17 protein-coding genes, 7 tRNA genes and 1 riboswitch are annotated in these 19,917 nt (G+C 47.4%); of the genes, 21 read left to right on the forward strand and 3 right to left on the reverse strand.

Annotated elements, in window-relative coordinates:
• Positions 1–14 precede the first annotated feature (14 nt).
• The 7 genes from AXG56_RS00500 to AXG56_RS00530 all read left to right on the forward strand — a co-directional run bounded on the left by AXG56_RS00500 (position 15) and on the right by AXG56_RS00530 (position 1,241).
• Positions 15–85 (forward strand) — tRNA-Trp (locus tag AXG56_RS00500).
• Between the two features lie 15 nt (positions 86–100).
• A tRNA-His gene (locus tag AXG56_RS00505) sits at positions 101–176 on the forward strand.
• 27 nt (positions 177–203) lie between these two features.
• Positions 204–278 (forward strand) — tRNA-Gln (locus AXG56_RS00510).
• 8 nt (positions 279–286) lie between these two features.
• A tRNA-Gly gene (locus AXG56_RS00515) sits at positions 287–361 on the forward strand.
• A 61-nt stretch (positions 362–422) separates the two neighbouring features.
• Positions 423–496 (forward strand) — tRNA-Cys (locus tag AXG56_RS00520).
• Between the two features lie 8 nt (positions 497–504).
• A tRNA-Leu gene (locus AXG56_RS00525) sits at positions 505–586 on the forward strand.
• A gap of 220 nt (positions 587–806) precedes the next feature.
• A complete protein-coding gene (locus tag AXG56_RS00530; RefSeq protein WP_008634550.1) occupies positions 807–1,241 on the forward strand; it encodes an endonuclease domain-containing protein in 435 nt (144 codons plus the stop codon).
• 33 nt (positions 1,242–1,274) lie between these two features.
• On the opposite strand, the gene ade is transcribed toward AXG56_RS00530, so the two are convergent.
• Positions 1,275–3,020 carry an adenine deaminase gene (gene ade / locus AXG56_RS00535; protein ID WP_062512767.1) on the reverse strand — a complete coding sequence of 582 codons (1,746 nt, stop codon included), beginning with the start codon at positions 3,018–3,020 and terminating at the stop codon, positions 1,275–1,277.
• A gap of 94 nt (positions 3,021–3,114) precedes the next feature.
• A riboswitch (purine riboswitch) is annotated at positions 3,115–3,216 on the reverse strand.
• A 133-nt stretch (positions 3,217–3,349) separates the two neighbouring features.
• Between ade and AXG56_RS00540 the strand changes: the two genes are divergently transcribed.
• The 10 genes from AXG56_RS00540 (at position 3,350) to AXG56_RS00585 (ending at position 11,722) form a co-directional block, all read left to right on the forward strand.
• The gene (locus tag AXG56_RS00540; protein WP_008634554.1) at positions 3,350–4,522 is read left to right on the forward strand and encodes a TraB/GumN family protein; all 1,173 of its coding nucleotides are present in this window, start codon (positions 3,350–3,352) and stop codon (positions 4,520–4,522) included.
• A 177-nt stretch (positions 4,523–4,699) separates the two neighbouring features.
• Positions 4,700–5,203: a hypothetical protein gene (locus AXG56_RS00545; RefSeq protein ID WP_062512768.1), complete on the forward strand. Its 504-nt coding sequence runs from the start codon at positions 4,700–4,702 to the stop codon at positions 5,201–5,203.
• A gap of 170 nt (positions 5,204–5,373) precedes the next feature.
• Positions 5,374–5,826: a hypothetical protein gene (locus AXG56_RS00550; RefSeq protein WP_008634557.1), complete on the forward strand. Its 453-nt coding sequence runs from the start codon at positions 5,374–5,376 to the stop codon at positions 5,824–5,826.
• 185 nt (positions 5,827–6,011) lie between these two features.
• A tRNA-Gly gene (locus AXG56_RS00555) sits at positions 6,012–6,085 on the forward strand.
• Between the two features lie 131 nt (positions 6,086–6,216).
• Positions 6,217–7,926: an ABC-ATPase domain-containing protein gene (locus AXG56_RS00560; RefSeq protein WP_026578300.1), complete on the forward strand. Its 1,710-nt coding sequence runs from the start codon at positions 6,217–6,219 to the stop codon at positions 7,924–7,926.
• Between the two features lie 16 nt (positions 7,927–7,942).
• The gene (gene queG, locus AXG56_RS00565) at positions 7,943–9,076 is read left to right on the forward strand and encodes a tRNA epoxyqueuosine(34) reductase QueG (RefSeq protein ID WP_008634559.1); all 1,134 of its coding nucleotides are present in this window, start codon (positions 7,943–7,945) and stop codon (positions 9,074–9,076) included.
• Between the two features lie 73 nt (positions 9,077–9,149).
• Positions 9,150–9,704, forward strand: a complete 555-nt coding sequence (locus AXG56_RS19805) for a methylated-DNA--[protein]-cysteine S-methyltransferase (RefSeq protein WP_008634562.1) — start codon at positions 9,150–9,152, stop codon at positions 9,702–9,704.
• A gap of 75 nt (positions 9,705–9,779) precedes the next feature.
• Positions 9,780–10,643, forward strand: coding sequence for an amidase domain-containing protein (locus AXG56_RS00575; RefSeq protein WP_008634564.1), 864 nt, complete (start codon positions 9,780–9,782; stop codon positions 10,641–10,643).
• A 51-nt stretch (positions 10,644–10,694) separates the two neighbouring features.
• The gene (gene trmL, locus AXG56_RS00580; protein WP_008634566.1) at positions 10,695–11,171 is read left to right on the forward strand and encodes a tRNA (uridine(34)/cytosine(34)/5-carboxymethylaminomethyluridine(34)-2'-O)-methyltransferase TrmL; all 477 of its coding nucleotides are present in this window, start codon (positions 10,695–10,697) and stop codon (positions 11,169–11,171) included.
• A 323-nt stretch (positions 11,172–11,494) separates the two neighbouring features.
• Positions 11,495–11,722, forward strand: coding sequence for a hypothetical protein (locus AXG56_RS00585; protein WP_008634568.1), 228 nt, complete (start codon positions 11,495–11,497; stop codon positions 11,720–11,722).
• Positions 11,723–11,763: 41 nt separating this feature from the next.
• Here AXG56_RS00585 and lipA read toward each other — a convergent pair whose 3' ends face one another.
• Both lipA and AXG56_RS00595 read right to left on the reverse strand, forming a co-directional pair.
• Positions 11,764–12,708 carry a lipoyl synthase gene (lipA, locus tag AXG56_RS00590; protein ID WP_008634569.1) on the reverse strand — a complete coding sequence of 315 codons (945 nt, stop codon included), beginning with the start codon at positions 12,706–12,708 and terminating at the stop codon, positions 11,764–11,766.
• Positions 12,709–12,725: 17 nt separating this feature from the next.
• Entirely contained in the window at positions 12,726–13,541 is an 816-nt protein-coding gene (locus AXG56_RS00595; protein WP_008634570.1) for a biotin/lipoate A/B protein ligase family protein, read from the reverse strand.
• 200 nt (positions 13,542–13,741) lie between these two features.
• Here AXG56_RS00595 and AXG56_RS00600 point away from each other — a divergent pair, with 200 nt between their 5' ends.
• From AXG56_RS00600 to AXG56_RS00615, 4 genes are all read left to right on the forward strand, one after another.
• Positions 13,742–13,921: a hypothetical protein gene (locus tag AXG56_RS00600; protein WP_026578302.1), complete on the forward strand. Its 180-nt coding sequence runs from the start codon at positions 13,742–13,744 to the stop codon at positions 13,919–13,921.
• 212 nt (positions 13,922–14,133) lie between these two features.
• A complete protein-coding gene (locus AXG56_RS00605) occupies positions 14,134–16,029 on the forward strand; it encodes a PrkA family serine protein kinase (protein WP_008634571.1) in 1,896 nt (631 codons plus the stop codon).
• Positions 16,030–16,114: 85 nt separating this feature from the next.
• Positions 16,115–17,647, forward strand: a complete 1,533-nt coding sequence (locus AXG56_RS00610; RefSeq protein ID WP_008634572.1) for a Ppx/GppA family phosphatase — start codon at positions 16,115–16,117, stop codon at positions 17,645–17,647.
• 31 nt (positions 17,648–17,678) lie between these two features.
• The gene (locus tag AXG56_RS00615) at positions 17,679–19,778 is read left to right on the forward strand and encodes an RNA degradosome polyphosphate kinase (protein ID WP_062512770.1); all 2,100 of its coding nucleotides are present in this window, start codon (positions 17,679–17,681) and stop codon (positions 19,776–19,778) included.
• Positions 19,779–19,917 lie beyond the last annotated feature (139 nt).

Consider the following 19,917-nt stretch of genomic DNA (forward strand, 5'->3'; position numbering starts at 1 on the left):
CATTTCATTCAAATAGGGGTATAGTTTAATGGTAAAACTACGGTCTCCAAAACCGTCAATGTGGGTTCAATTCCTACTACCCCTGCTTTTACTTCATATGGCGGCTGTGGCGAAGTGGTTAACGCACCGGATTGTGGTTCCGGCATTCGTGGGTTCGATTCCCATCAGCCGCCCCATTAATATTTCTCAACTGAACTGATCATTGGGCCATAGCCAAGCGGTAAGGCAACGGTTTTTGGTACCGTCATGCGCTGGTTCGAATCCAGCTGGCCCAGCCATTACATATGCGGGAGTAGTTCAGTGGTAGAACACCACCTTGCCAAGGTGGGGGTCGCGGGTTCGAATCCCGTCTCCCGCTCCAATAAAACTTTGAATATATTCAGTGCCACTTGAATATGTTAGAATGTAAATAATAAATAAGTGGCGGCATAGCCAAGCGGTAAGGCAGAGGACTGCAACTCCTTTATCACCGGTTCGATTCCGGTTGCCGCCTCCAAGACATATGCCGGTGTGGCGGAATTGGCAGACGCGCACGACTCAAAATCGTGTTCCTCACGGAGTGTCGGTTCGACCCCGACCACCGGTACTACAAGAATGAAAAGACGTTATCCTTATAACAGGATAACGTCTTTTTTGTTTTGCAGATAGGGTCTTTCTTATTCAATTAAAAACATGGTGAAAGACTGTGGAAGCTGTCGATCACTTCTAAAAAGTGGGGACACACAAAGAGGTACAAAATGGTCATTTTCGTTCTTTTACGAATAGAATGCCAGGGTGTTTGGATAGAATGGTAGTGGGTGATAAAGATGAATATGATGATGTTTTTGGAATACGCTGCTTTCATGGGTCTGCTGATTCTTTCTGTTGTCCTCATTCTGCGTATCAAAGGGGAGGAAAGAGTTCCGTCCTTGGATGAGAAGGACATCCTTTCTTCCACGATTGTGAAGAAATTGTACAGCGAACTTGTGTCGCATGGACTTCGGCCGGCTCTCCGTCATCAGGTGGGGAAATATCAGGTGGACGTTGCTTTTCCTTCCGTGAAAATTGCAGTGGAGGCTGTGGAACATGACTTTTTGGTCTCCTCTCCGGCAATGAATCAGGAATGGGAGAAGGATGAGTATCTGAGGAACCATGGCTGGAAGATTCTTCGTTTCAGTGGAGCGAGGATTGAAGAAGACCTGCCGAGAGTGGTCGAGAAGATCAGTCGGGAACTAAGTGTGAAATCGAATTCAAGCTCATAAAAACGGCCCGGCGAAGTCGCCAGGCCGTTTTATTTATGAACAGGAAACGTCAATATGACGAAGTTTAGTAACGTCGAACAAGCCTTTGTCTGTCAGTTTCAGAGACGGGATGACCGGCAGTGTGAGGAAGGATAGGGTAAGGAATGGATTGAAATCTCCTTGGAACCCCTGCTCCTTTAATGAATGGTGCACATGATCCAAGGCGGCATTAACTTCTTCTGCCGTTTTGTCGGACATCAGACCTCCGATAGGAAGCGAGAGGGATGCGGCAGGCTTTCCATCGACAACGACAGCAAGTCCGCCGTTTATGTCTGAGAGATGCTTGATTGCTTGGATCATATCATGATCATTCGTACCGACGGCGACAATGTTATGGGAATCGTGGGCAATCGTTGTAGCAATGGCTCCGCGCTTTAAGCCGAGTCCTTTCACGACACCGAGTCCGATATTGCCTGTTTGATGATGACGTTCCACTGCAGCCAGCTTCAACTGATCTTCTTCCACAGAAGGAAGGAAAGAGCCGTTCTCTACCTGGACATGTTCCACGTTGTGGTCGGTTCTCAGGCTGTTAGGATTGATTTTTATGACGTTAGCTTTGGAGGATTCCATCGGGATTTTCAGTGAAACTTCCGACAGTTCCGGCAGGTGGACAGTGTTGGTAATCGCTGATGCAAGGTCCTTCCTGCCCGGAGCAGGTCCGATGTAGGAACCATTCTTGGCAACATGCTTTCCTTCCTTATAGACATCTGAGATTACAGGATCATTCAAGTCGTCAAACAAGATCAAATCGGCTTTATATCCGGGAGCGACAGCCCCTTTATCAGTCAGTCCGTAACATTCTGCAGCATTCAGGGATGCCATCTGGATGGCCGTTATCGGATCTGTCCCGTTTGCTATGGCCAGACGGACATGATGATCGATGCTGCCGTTTCGAAGCAGATCATCGATATGTTTATCATCGGTGCAGAAGAAGAAGCGCCGTGAATTGTGAGGCTTTACTGCTGGAAGCAGGGCAAGCAGGTCTTTGGCAACCGATCCTTCCCGCATCATGACATACATCCCTCTCCGGATACGTTCAAGGGCGTCTCCCGGCGTGTTGCACTCATGATCCGTCAGGACACCGGCAGCTCTGTAGATGTTAATGGCGTGCGGGTCCAGACCTGCCAGGTGACCGTCAATCTTTTTCCCTTCCAGGGTCGTGGACGTCAACTTGCCGATGAGATCGGGTGCGGCGCTCCGGAGGGAGGGGTAGTCCATCACTTCTGCCAGGCCAAGTACTTGGGGATGGTCATAGTAGGGACGAAGATCTTCATCCATGAGACGGGCACCTGCGTTTTCGAACGGTGTGGCGGGGACACAGGATGGCAGCATGAAATGCATATCCATACAGGTATCCTTCGCCTGATCGAGCATGAACTGGATGCCGCGGTTTCCACAGACGTTGGCTACTTCATGTGGGTCTGTAACGATCGTCGTCACGCCGTGGGGAAGAACGACTCTCGCGAATTCTTCGGGAGGAACCATAGAGGATTCGATGTGGACATGTCCGTCGATGAAGGCAGGAGCAATGTACTTCCCATGGGCATCGATTACTTCGTTTCCATCGTATTCGCCGATTCCTGAAATCGTGCCTTCTGTGATGGCTATATCTGCTTCCAGGACTTCCATATTGAAAACATCGATGATGCGCCCGTTCTTAATGACGACATCAGCGGGAACATCCTTATTTGCTGTCCGGATGCGTTTCGTTAGTATATCTTTGGGTGTATTGGCTGTCATAATGGAATCTCCTCCTTTTGATGAAAAAACCCCCTAGCATTTTTTCTAAAACTAGAGGGTACAAAAGAAGGACAGGCTGTATGTCGTACATGCACATGCAGCCTATCCCTCTCGTAGTCAAACCATTTACGGTAGTTCGGTAGAAACGTTTGGACCCTATTTCCAAATATATACGAGCTGTATGGATTTATTATAGAGATTTTATCTTTCTCCTTTCCGTTTGTCAACGCCCGGGATAAATCAGGGGAAAGGATTCTCTTTTAAGGGAATCTAGTTTAATATGGTAGAAGAGAGGTAAATTTCTGACTTAAGACAAAGGAAGGTTTTTGATGTCTATAATGGAAGAGAATATAACAAGAATACATATTGGTGAGAAGGAATTCATTCTTATCGGTACTGCCCACGTGTCGAAGCAGAGCGCAGAACAGGTGAAGGAAGTCATCGAAGCGGAACGGCCGGACTCTGTTTGTGTCGAGCTCGATGAGCAGCGTTTTGAATCGATCCGTGACGGGGACCGATGGAAGAATACAGATATATTTGAAGTGATCAAAAGTAAAAAAGCGTCGTTGCTGCTCGTCAACCTGGCGATCTCTTCGTTTCAGAAGAAGATGGCGAAGCAATTCGGGATCCAGGCGGGCCAGGAGATGATCCAGGGAATCGAATCAGCTGAGAAAACGGGAGCGGAACTGGTTCTTGCCGACCGTAACATCCAAATTACTTTTGCAAGGATTTGGGGAAATATCGGTTTCAAGGGAAAGGCGAAGCTGCTTCTCTCGATCATTTACGGGATCTTCAGTAAAGAGGAGATATCAGAGGAAGAGTTGGAGAAGCTGAAAACACAGGATATGCTGGATGGTATGCTCCAGGATATGACGGATAGTTTCCCTACGTTGAAGAAGCCGTTGATCGATGAGCGTGATCAGTACTTGGCGCATTCCATCAAGCATGCTCCAGGGAATAAAGTGGTCGCTGTTTTGGGAGCTGCCCACGTTCCGGGGATCAAAGAAGAGATCCATAAAGAGCATGACTTGAAGAAATTGACGGAGCGGCCGAAGAAATCAAAAGCGCCGAAGATCATCGGTTGGACGATTCCTTTATTGATATTGTCGGTCATTGTCTATACGTTCTTCTCCAACCCTGCCGCAGGGACGCAGCAGACCATCAGCTGGATCCTTTGGAACGGATCTTTTTCGGCATTAGGAACCGCTGTCGCCTTAGCTCATCCGCTGGCAGTTGTGACGGCCTTCATCATGGCGCCGATCACTTCGTTGAATCCGCTGATTGCAGCAGGCTGGTTCGCGGGTATTGTCCAGGCGTACTTCCGACGTCCGAATGTAGGAGACTTCGATACGCTGTCGGATGATGTGACGAGTGTGAAAGGCTTTTGGAATAACAAAGTGACACGGATCCTTCTCGTAGTCGTTCTTGCCAACCTCGGAAGTTCATTAGGTACGTTTATCGGTGGCGCAGACGTCATTCGCTTGTTTATCCGAAATTTATAAGTGGAGAATGGGTAATCTTTGGACATTGCTTCCCTGTGGAGGGAGGCGATGTTCTTTTTTATATTCTTTTGTTTTTTTCTGACATCCGTTTACAGTAATTTTTTGTAATGTTACAATCATGTTACAAAGTGTCGAAAAATTCCTTTTGTTCAGAGGGATAAGGAAGGAACGGGGTAAATGAGCAGGTTTGTGAAAGTCACGTCCATACTGGGAATTGCAGCAATCAGCTTTGGAGTGTGGCAGTTAAGTCAGCAGGATAGTCAAGCGAATATAGAAGCAAGTCCAAAGGAAACCATCAGCGAGCATTCACAAACTTATCAGAGGATACACATTGACAAAGAAGAAGCGGAAGAACAGAAGGTATCCGTACGAGCGCCTGTGGATGCACGGACAGTCAGATCCTTCAAGGAAGCGGTGGAGAAGCAAAAGGAAGTAAAGGTATTAGTGGAAGGCGTCGGTGAACCAGAAGGAAAGGAAGAGCCGAAGTGGTCTGATATTGAGAAAGATAGTAAGGAAAAAATCCAGTTGTTGGATAAATTAACGGGCTTATCGGACAATGATATTGTGGAAGAATTCGCAAAAAAGGCCAATCATAAGCTGGAACGTGCCTTGGATAGCAAACAGGCAGCGGAATACATAGAAACGGTAGAGCTCTTCCATTACATCTCCGAGCAGTTATGAGAAATGACGTCAACGGGAAAAGAAGGGAACGACGTCGAAACTATCGAACTTTCGAAACCCCTTGAAGTATCGTGATTGGTAAATATTGTTTATATTTGCCAGCATTCGTTTTAGCAGCTCTTGAAACGGGGACTTGAACAGAGAAAGCAAATAAAGGAGGTTTTCTATTCATGTCCCAAACACTGAAGGAAAGACTAAGTACGGAAGAACTGGGTCACCTGCAAAGAGCCGCTGTACTGGAATTTACGGAAGACCTGTTTGAGTCTGATAACTATTGCTCGCTCGAAGCTGCCGATTCAGACCTGGATCAATTATTTATTGTCAATCGGAACGATCGTACGTTGACAGTGCTCAGTATGTCCAAGGACATGTCGCTGAAGAAGGAAACACTCTTTACAGATCGGATCATTTCCATGAAAGAATACTTCGAGGATTACAGCATGAATGAGAATACAGCTCCCCGGAAGATCGAAGTCGTTTTTGATGGGGGACGGACCCTGTTGATCGAACCGGATCTCTCCGGTGAGAAGGCCGAGATGTACAAAAAGCCTGAAATCGCCCGGCAGGTCCAAGAGGAGTTTGAGAATCTGATTGCAGCATTAAAGAATACCGTAATTCTGTAAAAAGAAAAGAGACGGCCCGCATCCACGGATGCGGGTCGTCTTTTGTTTGGACATTGTGTATTGCAACACGCTTAACACGATCCTGTCATGAAAAAACAATATTCGACAAGAAATTGCAAATTAATTGTTGCATGGTTAAAAAACGATTGTTATAATAGCAAATGTACTTCCGATGAGGGAGACATGCGGGTGTAGTTTAGTGGTAAAACCTCAGCCTTCCAAGCTGATGATGAGGGTTCGATTCCCTTCACCCGCTCCAAAAGCTATTATTTTTTATACTTATGTGAACCAACGCAGTGTTTCGTTAAATGGATAACGAAGCATTGCGTTTTTTCTTGAGGAAAAATGGATACATCCTATAGTAGAACTACAAATCAGGAGGAATCCACTATGAACCGGTTACAGCAGCAACTGAAACAGATAGATGGTAAAAGTTATAAAGCATACAAGCAGCTTCAGGGGAATTATCGTTTCCCGAATTACGATTTATTCTTGGATTATGTCCAGGGGGATCCGTTTGCATCCCCGTCCAAAATCAGAATCCGAATCCCGGATAAACAGCGGGAAATGAAAGCGAGTTGGAAAGACGGGAGCAGACGGAAGTATTACACGGAAGACAGATTGACAAGAGCCGTGGCAAAAAGGATAAGTAAAACCCAGACGAGTGTGAAAGGGAGCGGCAAAAGCGGAATCGTTTCTGTCGATCGTCCCGGTCAGGAAATATTGGAGCGGACGGCTGTTCAGTTGGAGAACGATTCTGTGGTCGTTTGTCTTACGGTAGGTCTGCCTGCGAATGGGAGACGGATCAATGGGAAACAGGCAGAGAAACTGTTCTTCTCTATATTACCGGAAATCATGAAACAGTCGATTTTTAAAATCAAGGATGAAGAATTGGAAGCAGCCTGCCAGCTTGCCGATCAGCATGAAGCGATTCTCCGTGAAATGAAGAAGAACGATTGGATTTCGTTTATAGCAGACGGTTCAGTCCTTCCAAGGGAGAGCGGCATCAGTCAGCGCCCGATGAAGGACGCGGTACCGTTCCGGAGCCCGGAGGAGAAGCGGGTGTCCTTCTCCATTCCACACAGAGAGGAACCGTTGACGGGGATGGCTCTGAACAAAGGAATTGTATTGATTGTCGGTGGAGGTTATCATGGTAAAAGTACCCTCTTGAATGCAATGGAGCGGGGTGTGTATCCTCATATTCAAGGGGATGGAAGGGAGTATGTGCTGACGGACCCCGATGCAGTCAAAGTTCGTGCGGAGGATGGCCGTCAGGTGACGAATGTAGATATTTCCCCATTCATCAAAAATCTTCCTCATGGTGCAGATACGACGACTTTCTCCACAGAAAACGCCAGCGGCAGCACGTCACAGGCCGCGAATGTAATAGAAGCTTTGGAAGCAGGTGCTACGACGCTTCTCGTCGATGAAGACACGAGTGCTACGAACTTCATGATCCGTGATGAACGGATGCAGCAGCTTGTTGTACAGGAGAAGGAACCAATCACTCCTTTCCTTGATAAAGTCAAGCAGCTCAGAGATGGCTTGGGAATCTCTACGCTCCTCGTGATGGGCGGATCCGGAGACTATTTCCAGGTGGCCGACGACGTCATTATGATGGATCAATACATTCCTTATGATGTCACGAAGAAGGCAAAGCAAATTGCCGAAGCGTATCCGACTGGACGTACGACCCAGGAGCAAGCGGCTTTTGGAACCCTGCCGAAGCGGGCGTTCCTTCCGAGTACTATCCAGGCACAAAAAGGCAGGAAGGAAAAGATGCAGGCGAAAGGGTTGAAAAGAATTCTCATGGGGCATACCGATATAGAGTTGGACGGGATCGAGCAGTTGATCGATTCGTCCCAGACGAGAATGATTGCCGATATTCTGCTTCATTTGGAGAAGAGAGGCATCTGGAAAGAAGAACGGAGTGTATCGGAAATACTCTCCATGATTGAGAAACAAATGAACGAAGAGGGGCTGGCATCTTTTGCACCTTTCAAAAACCAGCATCCCGGGGAGCTTGCCAGACCACGAATGATGGAAATAGCAGCGGTACTCAACCGCATACGGACAGCTAAAGTTAAAGACTTACGATAGAAAGGAGAGGATCAGGGTGGATTATCAACAGCTGAAAGACGAAGTCATCGCATACAGCAAAGAAATAGGCATTGATAAAATCGGCTTCGCTGCAGCAGACGTGTTCGGCGAACTGAAGGCACGCCTGATCCGTCAGGAAGAGCTCGGCTATCAGTCCGGATTTGAGAAAGGAAGCGCAGAAGAGCGTACGGAACCGAGTCGCCTTCTCCCGGGGGCACAATCGATCCTGTCGATCGCCCTGGCCTATCCTTCCAAAATGAAAGACGCTCCGAAAAGCAGAAAGGGAGAGCGAAGAGGCCTTTTCTGCCGCGCCTCCTGGGGACAGGATTACCATGATGTACTGCGCGACCGCCTGCAGAAGTTGGGGGAATTCCTTAAACAGAAAGTGCCCGACGCCGAACTGAAGATGATGGTGGATACGGGGGAACTTTCCGACAGGGCTGTGGCAGAGCGGGCCGGTATAGGCTTCAGCGGGAAGAACTGCGCCGTCATCACTCCGGAGTTCGGCTCATATGTATATTTAGGAGAAATAGTTACTAATATCCCTTTTGCCCCGGATGAACCGGTGGACGACAGCTGCGGGGACTGTTCCATCTGCGTGGATGCATGTCCGACCGATGCTCTCGTGCAGGGCGGGCAGTTGAATGCCCAGCGGTGTATCGCTTTCCTTACGCAGACGAAGGATTTTCTTCCGGATGAATTCCGAACAGTGATCGGCAATCGCCTCTATGGATGCGATACCTGTCAGACGGTCTGTCCGAAGAACAGAAAGAAAGATTTTCATAACCATGAAGAATTCGAGCCGGACCCTGAAGTTGTGAAACCAAAATTGGTTCCGCTCTTATCCATTTCCAATCGAGAATTCAAGAATACCTATGGTTCTATATCAGGATCCTGGAGAGGTAAAAAACCTATTCAGCGTAATGCTATCCTCGCGCTCGCCCATTACCGGGATGAGACGGCCGTTCCGGAGTTGATCCGATTGATGAAGGAAGATCCACGTCCGGTGATCCGGGGGACATCTGCCTGGGCACTCGGCAAGATTGGAACAGAGGACGGCAGGGAAGAGATCCTTAAGGCAATGGAGAAAGAAGAGAACGATCAGGTACGGGTGGAAATGGAGAAAGGGCTCCAATTTGAGAAACTATAAGCGCCTGTACCTTTTCATCTATCTACAGCTCTTGTATAATAGAAAATAATGTTAATTGAAGAAGGGGTTGACCATGAACCATCAGTCTTTCTTATATCATGACACATTCGAGACTCCTTTAGGTGCTGTTACAGTACTTGCGAATGATGAAGGGGTCTGCCGCATTGATTATGGCAAATACGAAGATCGGACCGCATTCTATCAAACTTGGAAAAGGAAGCACTTTCTCAAAGGGGAGTTGGTCTACGACCCTGAGCAAACATATGTGGCACAGACGAGGGAGGAACTCCAGGAATATTTTGCAGGCAGGCGTTCGGAATTCCAGGTACCTCTCCAATGTTACGGTACGGACTTTCAACGGCAGGTCTGGCGGACGCTGCACCACCAGATCCCTTATGGAGAAACACGTTCCTATAAGGACATCGCCTCCTATATCCACGCCCCGAAAGCGATCCGGGCTGTCGGAGGTGCTGTTAACCAAAATCCATTTTCTATCGTGGTCCCGTGTCACCGGGTCATTGGAAGTAACGGGAAACTCGTAGGGTATGCGGGTGGAATAGATAAGAAAGAGAAGTTATTAGAGCTCGAACGAGAGCACCATTCCGTAACGGAACATAGAAGCGGCTGATCCTGTTTGGATGAGCCGTTTTTTTCATGTATTCCTATCCTTTTTCATAGATATGAAGGTGGGGAGGGGAGACGGATGAGTGCTGTTCATTTATTACAGCGGTACTGGGAGAGAATCATGGATCGCCTGTTTGACCAGAACGAAGAAGAGTGGCTGAGAAAGAAAGTCGACGCATTAGAAGCGGGTGGGAAGTCGCTGCGACGGGTTACATTTGAACTGAAACCGTACCACCGGGCCGCCTACGACAAGGAGGTCTGTCTTGATTATTTGCTGCACGTCTCCATGTTGGTGAAGGACGGACCGCGAACTTACTTGGAAGAAGGAATATACGAGGGAAGAAGCAGATTCTCTAAAGGGGAGTGGCTGGATCATCGAATCCGAACGGAGCGCCCGGGTACGGATTCCTTAACATCCGCTTTGGAATTCAGTCATTCAAGGGAGAGGGAGGAGAGCCGTTTTACGTACGACAGAAGAGCAGCCGTGCGCTACGCGGACAGGTGGTGGGACAGCTATAACCCGGCTTACCGGCACTTTGATGTCGATTGCACCAATTATGTATCTCAGTGTCTGCGGGCCGGTGGTGCCCCTATGCATGGCTCGCCTGCAAGAAGTAAGGGATGGTGGTATGGAAGTGGGACATGGAGCTACAGCTGGACGGTCGCTCATGCGCTGCGCTGGTATATGAGTGGTGCGCGGAAAGGATTGACGGCTACGGAAGTATCATCAGCCGATCAGCTGTCGCCGGGGGATATCATCTGCTATGATTTCCAGGGGAACGGGCGCTTTGATCATAATACGATCGTAACAAGGAAGGATGCGAGCGGTATGCCGCTCGTCAATGCCCATACATCTAACAGCCGACATCGTTACTGGGCCTATGAAGATTCTACCGCCTATACCCCGTCAATCCAGTACAAATTTTTCCGAATTGACGGATGAACGGTATGTTATAATGGTCTGGTTGATTATGACTAGACTGAGGTGAAAGACATGCCGAACCATATTGTTTTATTTGAACCGGAGATTCCGGCTAATACCGGTAATATTGCAAGGACCTGCTTAGCGACAAATACAGAACTTCATTTGATCCGTCCGCTTGGTTTCTCAACAGATGATAAGATGCTTCGCCGGGCCGGTTTGGACTACTGGCATAAGGTGAACGTCCACTATCATGATTCCATTAAAGAATTGTACGAGGCTTATCCGGAAGCGGAATTTTATTACATTGAAAATTTCGGAACGAAGTCGTATGCCGATTTCGATTTCAGCAGTCCGGAGAAAGATTGGATGTTCGTATTCGGGAAAGAAACGACAGGCATACCGAAAGACCTCCTTGAGGGATTGGAAGATCGCTGCCTGCGCATCCCTATGACAGGGGAAGTTCGTTCTTTGAATTTATCGAACACCGCCTCCATCATTTTATACGATGCGTTGAAGCAGCAAGGCTATCCAAACTTGATCAAATGACAAAAAAGAGTGCGTCCGCAAAGGGAGGCACTCTTTTCCTTATTTCTTAGGTGATCCAGCCTTCGTGTTGTAGCCGGCAGTGAAAATGGCCGTAAGAAATGCAACGCTTACAAGAATGATCAAAGTTAGATTCATCGTCCATCCTCCTTTATTAGCCAGACAAGTCGTTCTGGTCTTTATTATACCTCACTTCCAAATTGAAGGAAATGGCTTGTCCTGCTAATTTTATCCTTTCTCGGATGACAGATGCCTATACGCCTCACCGGGCGTTTACATAGAGTGAAGAGTAGGTGAATAACCAAGGTTGGATTGGAGGAGTAGGAATGAATCAATATTCGTATTACTACCCGAATCACATGCAGGATGGCTTCCGCGATGAAGATGAACGGTTCTTCTTTTTAGGGCCGTTCGCCGGCGGACTGCTCGGCGGTTTTCTCGGAGGTGCACTTGCTCCAGGTTTCTACGGAGGTTTTGGTGGAGGGTATCCGCCACCGCCGCCTCCGTACTATGGCGGATACTACGGACGTCCCCCATACGGCGGTTTCTGGTAAATGGAAAAGGCCCCTCGAATGGAGGGGCCTTTTCGTTTAAGTTAGAAGTTTGTTGTATCCAATTCTTTTCCTTGAGACTCATAGCCTTTCATGTATTTGATTCGGCGCTGAGCGGATGTGGAATTGACTTGTTCATCTGCGTGGTAAGAAGAACGGACCATCGGACCGGCTTCACAGTGTCGGAAGCCTTTATCCAGAGCGATTTGTTTCAGCTCTTCGAACTCATCCGGATGGTAATAGCGTTCCACATTCAAGTGTTTTTTCGTCGGCTGCAAATATTGGCCGATTGTCATGATATCGACATTGTTTTCCAGCAGGTCGTCCATCGCTTGAATAATTTCTTCTTTCGTTTCCCCGAGGCCGACCATGATGCTTGATTTTGTCGGTGTGTTAGGGCGGATTTCCTTAACGCGGCGCAGCAATTCCAGAGAACGGTCGTACATCGCACGAGCGCGGACTTTCTTAGTAAGTCGACGTACGGTTTCGATGTTGTGATTGAAGATGTCCGGCTCTCCAGCCATAAGTGTGTGAAGGCTCTCGTAATCACCTTTCATGTCAGAAGGAAGGATTTCCACCGTGCATCCAGGGACACGTCGGCGAATCGCTTTTACCGTTTCCGCGAAAACGGCTGCACCACCGTCATTCAGATCGTCACGGGCGACAGCTGTGACCACTACGTGTTTCAGTCCCATGATTTCGACAGATTCAGCCACGCGTTCCGGCTCTCCCCAGTCCAATTCGTTCGGAAGTCCGGTTTTTACCGCGCAGAAGCGGCACCCGCGTGTGCACGTATCCCCAAGGATCATAAAGGTTGCCGTTTTACGTTCGCTCCAGCATTCGTGAATATTCGGGCAGCGTGCTTCCTCACAAACCGTGTTCAGTTTCTTCTCCCTCATCAGCTTTTTCAGCCCGGTGTAGGATTTGTTCGTGTTGATTTTGATTTTAAGCCAATCCGGCTTTCTTATGTACTCTTGGTCTTTAGCCATGTTGTCCACTCCTTTAATTATCGGGAAAAGTTCCACTCATCCGATTGATATCGTTCTGCGGCGATTTTCTCTACTGTTTTCCATTGATCATCAGAGAGTTCGAAAGGTTCAAGCGTTATGTCCATCCCTTTTTCAAATCCACTCTTAAACGCATGTTTTGTCTCGTTGAAATCAACGGGCTTATCGAGCAGTTGGTTGATGGCAACCGCTTTGTCTCCGAATGCTTTTCGCGCGCGTTCTTTCACCCGTTCATTTTTATATAGGAACATATCGAAAAGCTTGACATCATCTACATCAATCGGGATCGATCCGTGCTGCAGGATGATTCCCTTTTTGCGTGTCTGGGCACTGCCAGCAGCTTTCTTTCCCTCTACAATCAGTTCATACCAGGACGGCTCTTCAAAACATACGGCAGAGCCTGTCACGCCAAGTTTACCTTCCGGTACAGCAAAATCAGCTTGGATCCCCAGGTTGCGAAACCCTTCTAGGAGTCCTTTGGAAATTACCAAATAGGCTTCTTTCACGGAAGCCGGCATCGCTTCATGTTGTTCTGAGACGATAACACTGTATGTCAGTTCTTTGTCGTGCAGAACAGCCCGGCCGCCGGTTTGGCGACGGACAAGCTCGTAGCCGTGTTTTTTCACGCCATCCATGTCTATCTTCCCGTTCACTTTCTGAAAGTACCCTACGGATAAGCCGGCTGGTGCCCAGCCGTAGAATCGGAGGACAGGCGGAATTTCTCCGGCTCTGTGCCAATTCATCAAAGCCTCATCCAGTGCCATGTTCATGGCAGGAGTACAGTGACCGGAATCGACAAAGTACCATGTTTCCATATGCAATCCTTCTTTCTGTCAGTTAAGCACTTTATCACATTAAAATAACCACAATCATTCTAACAAGGGCAATGGAATGTGTCAAAATTTGCAAAGGATGTAAATGTCCTTGTTTTATAGGTTGAATTACCCAGTTACAATGGTTGGTGGCATACATAAGTACAGAATTGTTTTATAATTGAAACAGGAGGGGATGCCTTGTGAATCAGTCTTTGATATCCAGTGTGCTTTTTTTGATCAGCGCTTTCATTTGGGCATTGCTAGCAATCATTTATGAAGAATTCCGACTCCTCAATTTTTTTCTTTTTATTACTTTTCTGGTAATCGGACTGGCGAAGAGGCGCCGGTATCAGGAACGAAGGGATTATGAAGAAGACTGAAATTTCCAGTCTTCTTTTTTTATGGTCAAGATTTGAAGCGGTGCGGCATAGGCATGAAGAAGGTGGACAGCTCAGGTGCTAAAGGGGATGGACCTTCTAACGGTCTCTGGTGTCCGCCTGCATCCTTAATTACGAGTCAGTCACACATGTTTTCGATAATCCAAGCATAGGATGTATTAAAATTCGTCTCTTACGACGGGGGAGGTCGCGAAGTGGACATTTTAAAGAAAATACAAGACCACCGGGAACACGAAGAGGAACTCAAATGGGAAGGTACGTTCGCAGAATATTTGGATCTATTGAAAGAACGTCCGTATTTAGCTCAATCCGCACATTCCCGCGTTTACAATATGATCAAGAATGCGGGGGTTGCAGAAGAACATGACCATAAGCGGTATAAATTCTTCGATGAGGATATTTATGGTCTTGATGAAGCGATGGAGAAACTGGTAGAGGAGTACTTCCACCCTGCGGCAAGGCGGTTGGATGTCAGGAAGCGGATCCTTTTATTAATGGGACCGGTCAGTGGTGGTAAATCGACGCTTGTCAACTTGTTGAAGCGGGGAATGGAAGAATACACCCATACAGCGGAAGGCGCGGTCTTTGCCATTAAAGGATGCCCGATGCATGAAGATCCCCTGCATTTAATACCTAACCATTTGAGGAAAGAATTCCAGGAGGAGTATGGAATTCGTATAGAGGGCAGTTTGTCACCTTTGAATACCATGCGGGTCGAGACAGAATATGACGGCCGGATTGAGGACGTTCAAGTAGAGCGTATCTTTTTCTCCGAAGATAAGCGTACAGGCATTGGAACATTCAGTCCATCTGATCCGAAATCTCAGGATATCGCCGATTTGACAGGATCGATCGACTTTTCTACTATCGCCCAGTTTGGTTCGGAATCGGACCCTCGTGCGTACCGGTTTGACGGGGAATTGAATAAAGCGAACCGCGGCATCATGGAATTCCAGGAGATGCTGAAGTGTGATGAGAAATTCCTGTGGCACCTGCTCAGTTTGACGCAGGAAGGGAATTTCAAAGCCGGTAGATTCGCGCTAATATCTGCAGATGAATTGATCATCGCCCATACGAACGAAGCGGAGTATCGGTCTTTCATTGCTAATAAGAAGAACGAAGCTCTCCACTCCCGTATGATCGTGATGCCGGTCCCTTATAACTTGAAAGTGAGTCAGGAAGAGAAAATCTATGAGAAGATGATCCGGGAAAGCGATATAAGAGACGTGCACATCGCACCACATACGCTGCGGGTTGCGGCAATGTTCACGATATTGACAAGGCTTAAGGAGTCGAAGAAAGCTTCCATTGATGTATTGAAGAAGATGCGTCTGTACGATGGAGAAATCCTGGAGGGCTTCAGTGATGTGGATGTCGAGGAGTTGAAGAAGGAGCATGCAGATGAGGGAATGAGCGGAATTGATCCTCGTTATGTCATTAACCGGATTTCATCCACCATCATCAAGAAGGAGTTGACTTCCATCAACGCGCTGGACGTTCTCCGGTCGTTGAAGGACGGCCTTGGAAGCCATGCCTCCATTTCCAGTGATGATAAGGAGCGTTACTTGGATTTCATATCCCTTGCACGGAAGGAATACGATGAGATCGCTAAGAAAGAAGTTCAGAAAGCGTTCGTCTATTCTTATGAAGAGTCAGCTGTCACTTTGATGGATAACTACCTGGATAATGTCGAAGCTTATTGCAACAAAGCGAAACTTCGTGACCCTCTGACAGGAGAGGAGTTGAATCCGGATGAACGTTTGATGCGTTCCATTGAAGAGCAGATCGGTGTTTCTGAAAACGCGAAGAAAGCGTTCCGGGAAGAAATCTTGATTCGTATCTCCGCCTATGCCCGTAAAGGGAAGAAGTTCGATTACCAATCTCATGAACGGCTTAGAGAAGCCATTCAGAAGAAGCTGTTTGCCGACTTGAAAGACGTAGTGAAAATTACGACGTCTACGAAAACACCGGATGAACAGCAGCTTAAGAAGATCAATGAAGTGGTGGCGACTCTCGTGGATGAGCATGGATACAACTCCAGCTCCGCTAATGAATTGCTTAAATATGTAGGAAGTCTTTTAAACCGATAAACTTGTCGTACCCCCGCCTTCGACAGCGAAGGCTGGGGTTTTTCTATGGTATAATGTCGGAAAATGAAGGGAGTGGGGAGAGACGATGCCGAAGAAATATTATGCCATCATCGATGTCGGTTCCAATACCATGCGTTTGGTCATTTACAGGAGAGACAATGGCGGGCGTTTCCGTGAAATTGAAAACGTAAAGGCGGTGGCCCGCCTTAGAAGTCACCTGCAGGATGACGGTACTCTGTCCAACGCAGGTATGGATACCCTTTTAAGAACGTTGAAAGGATTCAGCGAGGTTGTTCTCTCCTATCGTCTGGAAGAGCTCATTTGTGTCGCTACGGCTACCATCCGTCAGGCTGGGAACCAGGAGGATATCATACGAGCTGTGTCAGATGAGACAGGGTTTGATATGAGGATTCTTACAGAGCAGGAGGAAGCCTATTATGGTTACCTTGCTGTCGTTAATTCCACACCTGTCAAGGAAGGGATCACGATTGACATCGGAGGAGGCAGTACGGAAGTTACATATTTCAAAGACCGTCAGCTGATCGACTCTCACAGCTTCCCCTTCGGTGCCTTGACCTTAAAGCAGGATTTCTTTGCAGACGATCTTCCATCAGAAGAAGAGCTGGGAGAGCTCCGCAGGTATCTGCTTGAGCAGTTCGGTACGCTCCCATGGTTGAAGGACCGCCGTGTTCCTGTTATCGGAATCGGCGGCGGAGCCAGGAACCTTGTCCAAATCGACCAGAATATGAAGGAATACCCGCTTGCGGGACTGCATCAATACAGAATGAAGGAAAATGACCTTGCTTTCATTAAGAATTATCTGCACACCCTGTCTATGGAAAAACTGCAGAAAGTAGAAGGGTTATCGAAAGATCGTGCCGATATCATCTTACCGGCTACCGAGGTTTTTCACTGTCTATACGACCGGGCAGCGGCGACCAGCTTTATCCTCAGCCGTAAAGGGTTGAGGGACGGAATCTTTTATGAACAGTTGACGAAAGATATGGGGACAGATGTGTTTCCGAATGTACTGGAAGAAAGCATCCAGGAACTCGTCAGTGACTATGACTTGAACCTTAAGCAGATTCATCATGTCCAGCACTTGGCTGGCGATCTCTTCCGTGCCCTTCAGGAGAAGGGAATCGGGTCTTTGAATAAGGAAGACTGGCTCGAAGTGAAACGTGCCGGCCACGTGTTTAATTTAGGAGAATATATTGACGGGGAATCGAGTTCTCAACACACTTTTTATCTGCTTGCGAATCGTACGATCGACGGACTGATGCATACGGACAGGCTGCGTCTCGCTCTGCTCGCTTCTTTTAAAAATAAAACGGTGTTTAAACAGTTCCTGTCTCCTTTCAAGGAATGGTTCTTAAAAGAAGAACGGAAAAAACTCCGTCTGATGGGGGCACTTCTGAAATTATGCTACAGTCTCGACAGTACGAGGAGGCAGGCTGTGGAGAAGTTGGAAGTTGAGGTGACTTCGGAGGAAGTCCTGCTCATCTGCCATTGTAAAGGAGCGTGGATGGCGGAGGAATACCAGGCGGAAAAGCATAAAAAGCATTTGGAAAAGTCGATCAAGAGGTCTATTACGATGCAGTTTGTGGAAAAGAGATAACGAAGCGAATACGAGATAAAGGGTGATCACCATGTCCATGGAAGATGAGAAGGCGGTGCTGGGGCGGCCGGATTATTATAACAACCGTGAACTCAGCTGGCTCGCGTTTAATGAGAGGGTGCTCGCTGAGGCGCTCGATTTGGATAATCCATTGATGGAACGGTTGAAATTTCTTGCCATCGGTTCCTCCAACCTGGACGAATTCTTCATGGTCCGCGTAGCGGGTCTGAAAGATCAGGTGAAGGCTGGTTTTAACAAACCGGAGAATAAAGCAGGTCTGACTCCAAAGCAGCAGTTAAAGAGGATTGCGGATACCAACCACCGGATCGTTGACAGGCAATACGACTCTTTCCGCTCTATGAAGGCGGAGCTGAAAGAGGAAGGGATCAACTTAATGAACATGGCGGACCTCTCCAATGCAGAAAAAGCGTTACTGGAAAAATATTTCGATGAAGAGATCTTTCCTGTTCTTACTCCAATGGCTGTAGATGCGTACCGGCCATTTCCCATGCTCTTGAATAAATCGATCAATCTGGCAATTGTCATACGAGATGTTCTGGATCCGGAACAATCTAAGAAAACAGCTATTGTCCAGGTGCCTTCGGTGCTCGACCGTTTCATTCAACTGGATCATCAGACAGACTATCCGTTTATTCTCCTCGAAGAAGTCATCGGTCACTTCATCGGAAAGCTCTTCAAAGGGTATGAAGTAGAATCGATAACGGAATTCAGAATAACGAGAAATGCTGATATGACCATTCACGAAGAAGGTGCTCGTGATCTACTGAAAGAAATTGAGAAAGAATTAAAAAAGAGGAAATGGGGAGCTGCCGTCCGTCTGGAAGTCCGGGAAGGCAAATATGATGAGAATGTTATCCATTTTCTCCGTAAGGTATTGGAAGTAGAAAAAGCCGATATTTATGTGAATGACGGACCTTTGGATCTTACTTTTTTGTTCGCGTTCCATGGTGCATTGGAGAAAGAAAAGGAGCATTTATACTATGAAACATTGATTCCCCAGCCCCCGAAGGATCTGGAAGGAAGAGAAGATATCTTTCAAGCGATCGAAGAGAAGGATATCTTCCTCCATCATCCGTACGAATCATTCGCGCCGGTCGTCGACTTCGTTTCCGACGCAGCGGATGACCCATACGTCCTTGCGATCAAGCAGACGCTCTACCGGGTGAGCGGCGACTCTCCCATTATCGATGCTTTGAAACGAGCAGCAGAAAACGGCAAGCAAGTGACGGTGTTAGTGGAGCTGAAGGCCCGGTTTGACGAAGAAAACAACGTCCAATGGGCAAAAGAATTGGAAAAGGCAGGCTGTCATGTCATTTACGGGATGACATACCTCAAGACCCACAGCAAAATTACTCTCATCGTCCGGAAGAAAGAAAAAAAGATTGAGCGGTACGTGCATTTAGGCACAGGGAACTATAATGACCAGACGGCATCGTTATACACCGATATGGGCATCTTCACCGCTGACGATCCATTCGGAACGGATGCGACCGATTTCTTCAATTATTTGAGCGGCTACACAGAAAAACCGCAATTTCATTATCTTTCCATGGCTCCGTTCGATATCCGTAATGATTTTATCCGCTGCATAGAACAGGAAATCCGTTTTCATGAAGAATATGGGAACGGCCGGATCATTGCAAAGATGAATTCACTGACGGATAAGTATTTGATTATGAAGCTCTATGAAGCTTCCCGAGCGGGCGTTCACATCGATCTGATCGTCCGCGGCATCTGCTGTCTGCGTCCGGGTATTCAAGGGGTGAGTCAGAACATCCGTGTCATCAGTATTGTCGGACGGCTTCTTGAGCACAGCCGGATCTATTATTTCCGCCACCACGGACAGGATAAACTTTTTCTGTCTTCTGCAGATATGATGACAAGGAACATGGTCAAACGGGTGGAACTCCTGTTTCCTGTGGTTGAACCTGCGATTAAGCTCAGGCTGAATAAGATTCTGTCTATCATGCTTAGCGATAATGTGAAGGCGAGGGAGCAGAGGAACGACGGCAGTTATGTGTATGTGAAGCGGGACCACGGGCAGGAGCAGATCGACAGCCAGCGGCTTCTGTATGACATGGCTTACCGCGTGCTGGAAGATGAAGAATGAGCGTCCAACAGATTATTTGGAAAAAAGTGAAAAAGGCGTACCCATGCGGTCGCCTTTCTTGTTATAATGGTCTTGTTGATATTTTGAAAAAAAACAGTGAAATTTGTTGAATAAGTAAGCGTTTCAATTCTATAATAGT

It is taken from the genome of Halobacillus sp. KGW1 (assembly GCF_001592845.1).
Classification (GTDB): Bacteria; Bacillota; Bacilli; order Bacillales; family Halobacillaceae; genus Halobacillus.

What these genes read in the sequence shown, in the direction of transcription:
- AXG56_RS00530 (WP_008634550.1), top strand. Translation starts at nt 807, where the DNA reads ATGAATATGATGATGTTTTTGGAATACGCTGCTTTCATGGGTCTGCTG.
- ade (WP_062512767.1), bottom strand. Translation starts at nt 3,020, where the DNA reads ATGACAGCCAATACACCCAAAGATATACTAACGAAACGCATCCGGACA.
- AXG56_RS00540 (WP_008634554.1), top strand. Translation starts at nt 3,350, where the DNA reads ATGTCTATAATGGAAGAGAATATAACAAGAATACATATTGGTGAGAAG.
- AXG56_RS00545 (WP_062512768.1), top strand. Translation starts at nt 4,700, where the DNA reads ATGAGCAGGTTTGTGAAAGTCACGTCCATACTGGGAATTGCAGCAATC.
- AXG56_RS00550 (WP_008634557.1), top strand. Translation starts at nt 5,374, where the DNA reads ATGTCCCAAACACTGAAGGAAAGACTAAGTACGGAAGAACTGGGTCAC.
- AXG56_RS00560 (WP_026578300.1), top strand. Translation starts at nt 6,217, where the DNA reads ATGAACCGGTTACAGCAGCAACTGAAACAGATAGATGGTAAAAGTTAT.
- AXG56_RS19805 (WP_008634562.1), top strand. Translation starts at nt 9,150, where the DNA reads ATGAACCATCAGTCTTTCTTATATCATGACACATTCGAGACTCCTTTA.
- AXG56_RS00575 (WP_008634564.1), top strand. Translation starts at nt 9,780, where the DNA reads ATGAGTGCTGTTCATTTATTACAGCGGTACTGGGAGAGAATCATGGAT.
- trmL (WP_008634566.1), top strand. Translation starts at nt 10,695, where the DNA reads ATGCCGAACCATATTGTTTTATTTGAACCGGAGATTCCGGCTAATACC.
- AXG56_RS00585 (WP_008634568.1), top strand. Translation starts at nt 11,495, where the DNA reads ATGAATCAATATTCGTATTACTACCCGAATCACATGCAGGATGGCTTC.
- lipA (WP_008634569.1), bottom strand. Translation starts at nt 12,708, where the DNA reads ATGGCTAAAGACCAAGAGTACATAAGAAAGCCGGATTGGCTTAAAATC.
- AXG56_RS00595 (WP_008634570.1), bottom strand. Translation starts at nt 13,541, where the DNA reads ATGGAAACATGGTACTTTGTCGATTCCGGTCACTGTACTCCTGCCATG.
- AXG56_RS00610 (WP_008634572.1), top strand. Translation starts at nt 16,115, where the DNA reads ATGCCGAAGAAATATTATGCCATCATCGATGTCGGTTCCAATACCATG.
- AXG56_RS00615 (WP_062512770.1), top strand. Translation starts at nt 17,679, where the DNA reads ATGTCCATGGAAGATGAGAAGGCGGTGCTGGGGCGGCCGGATTATTAT.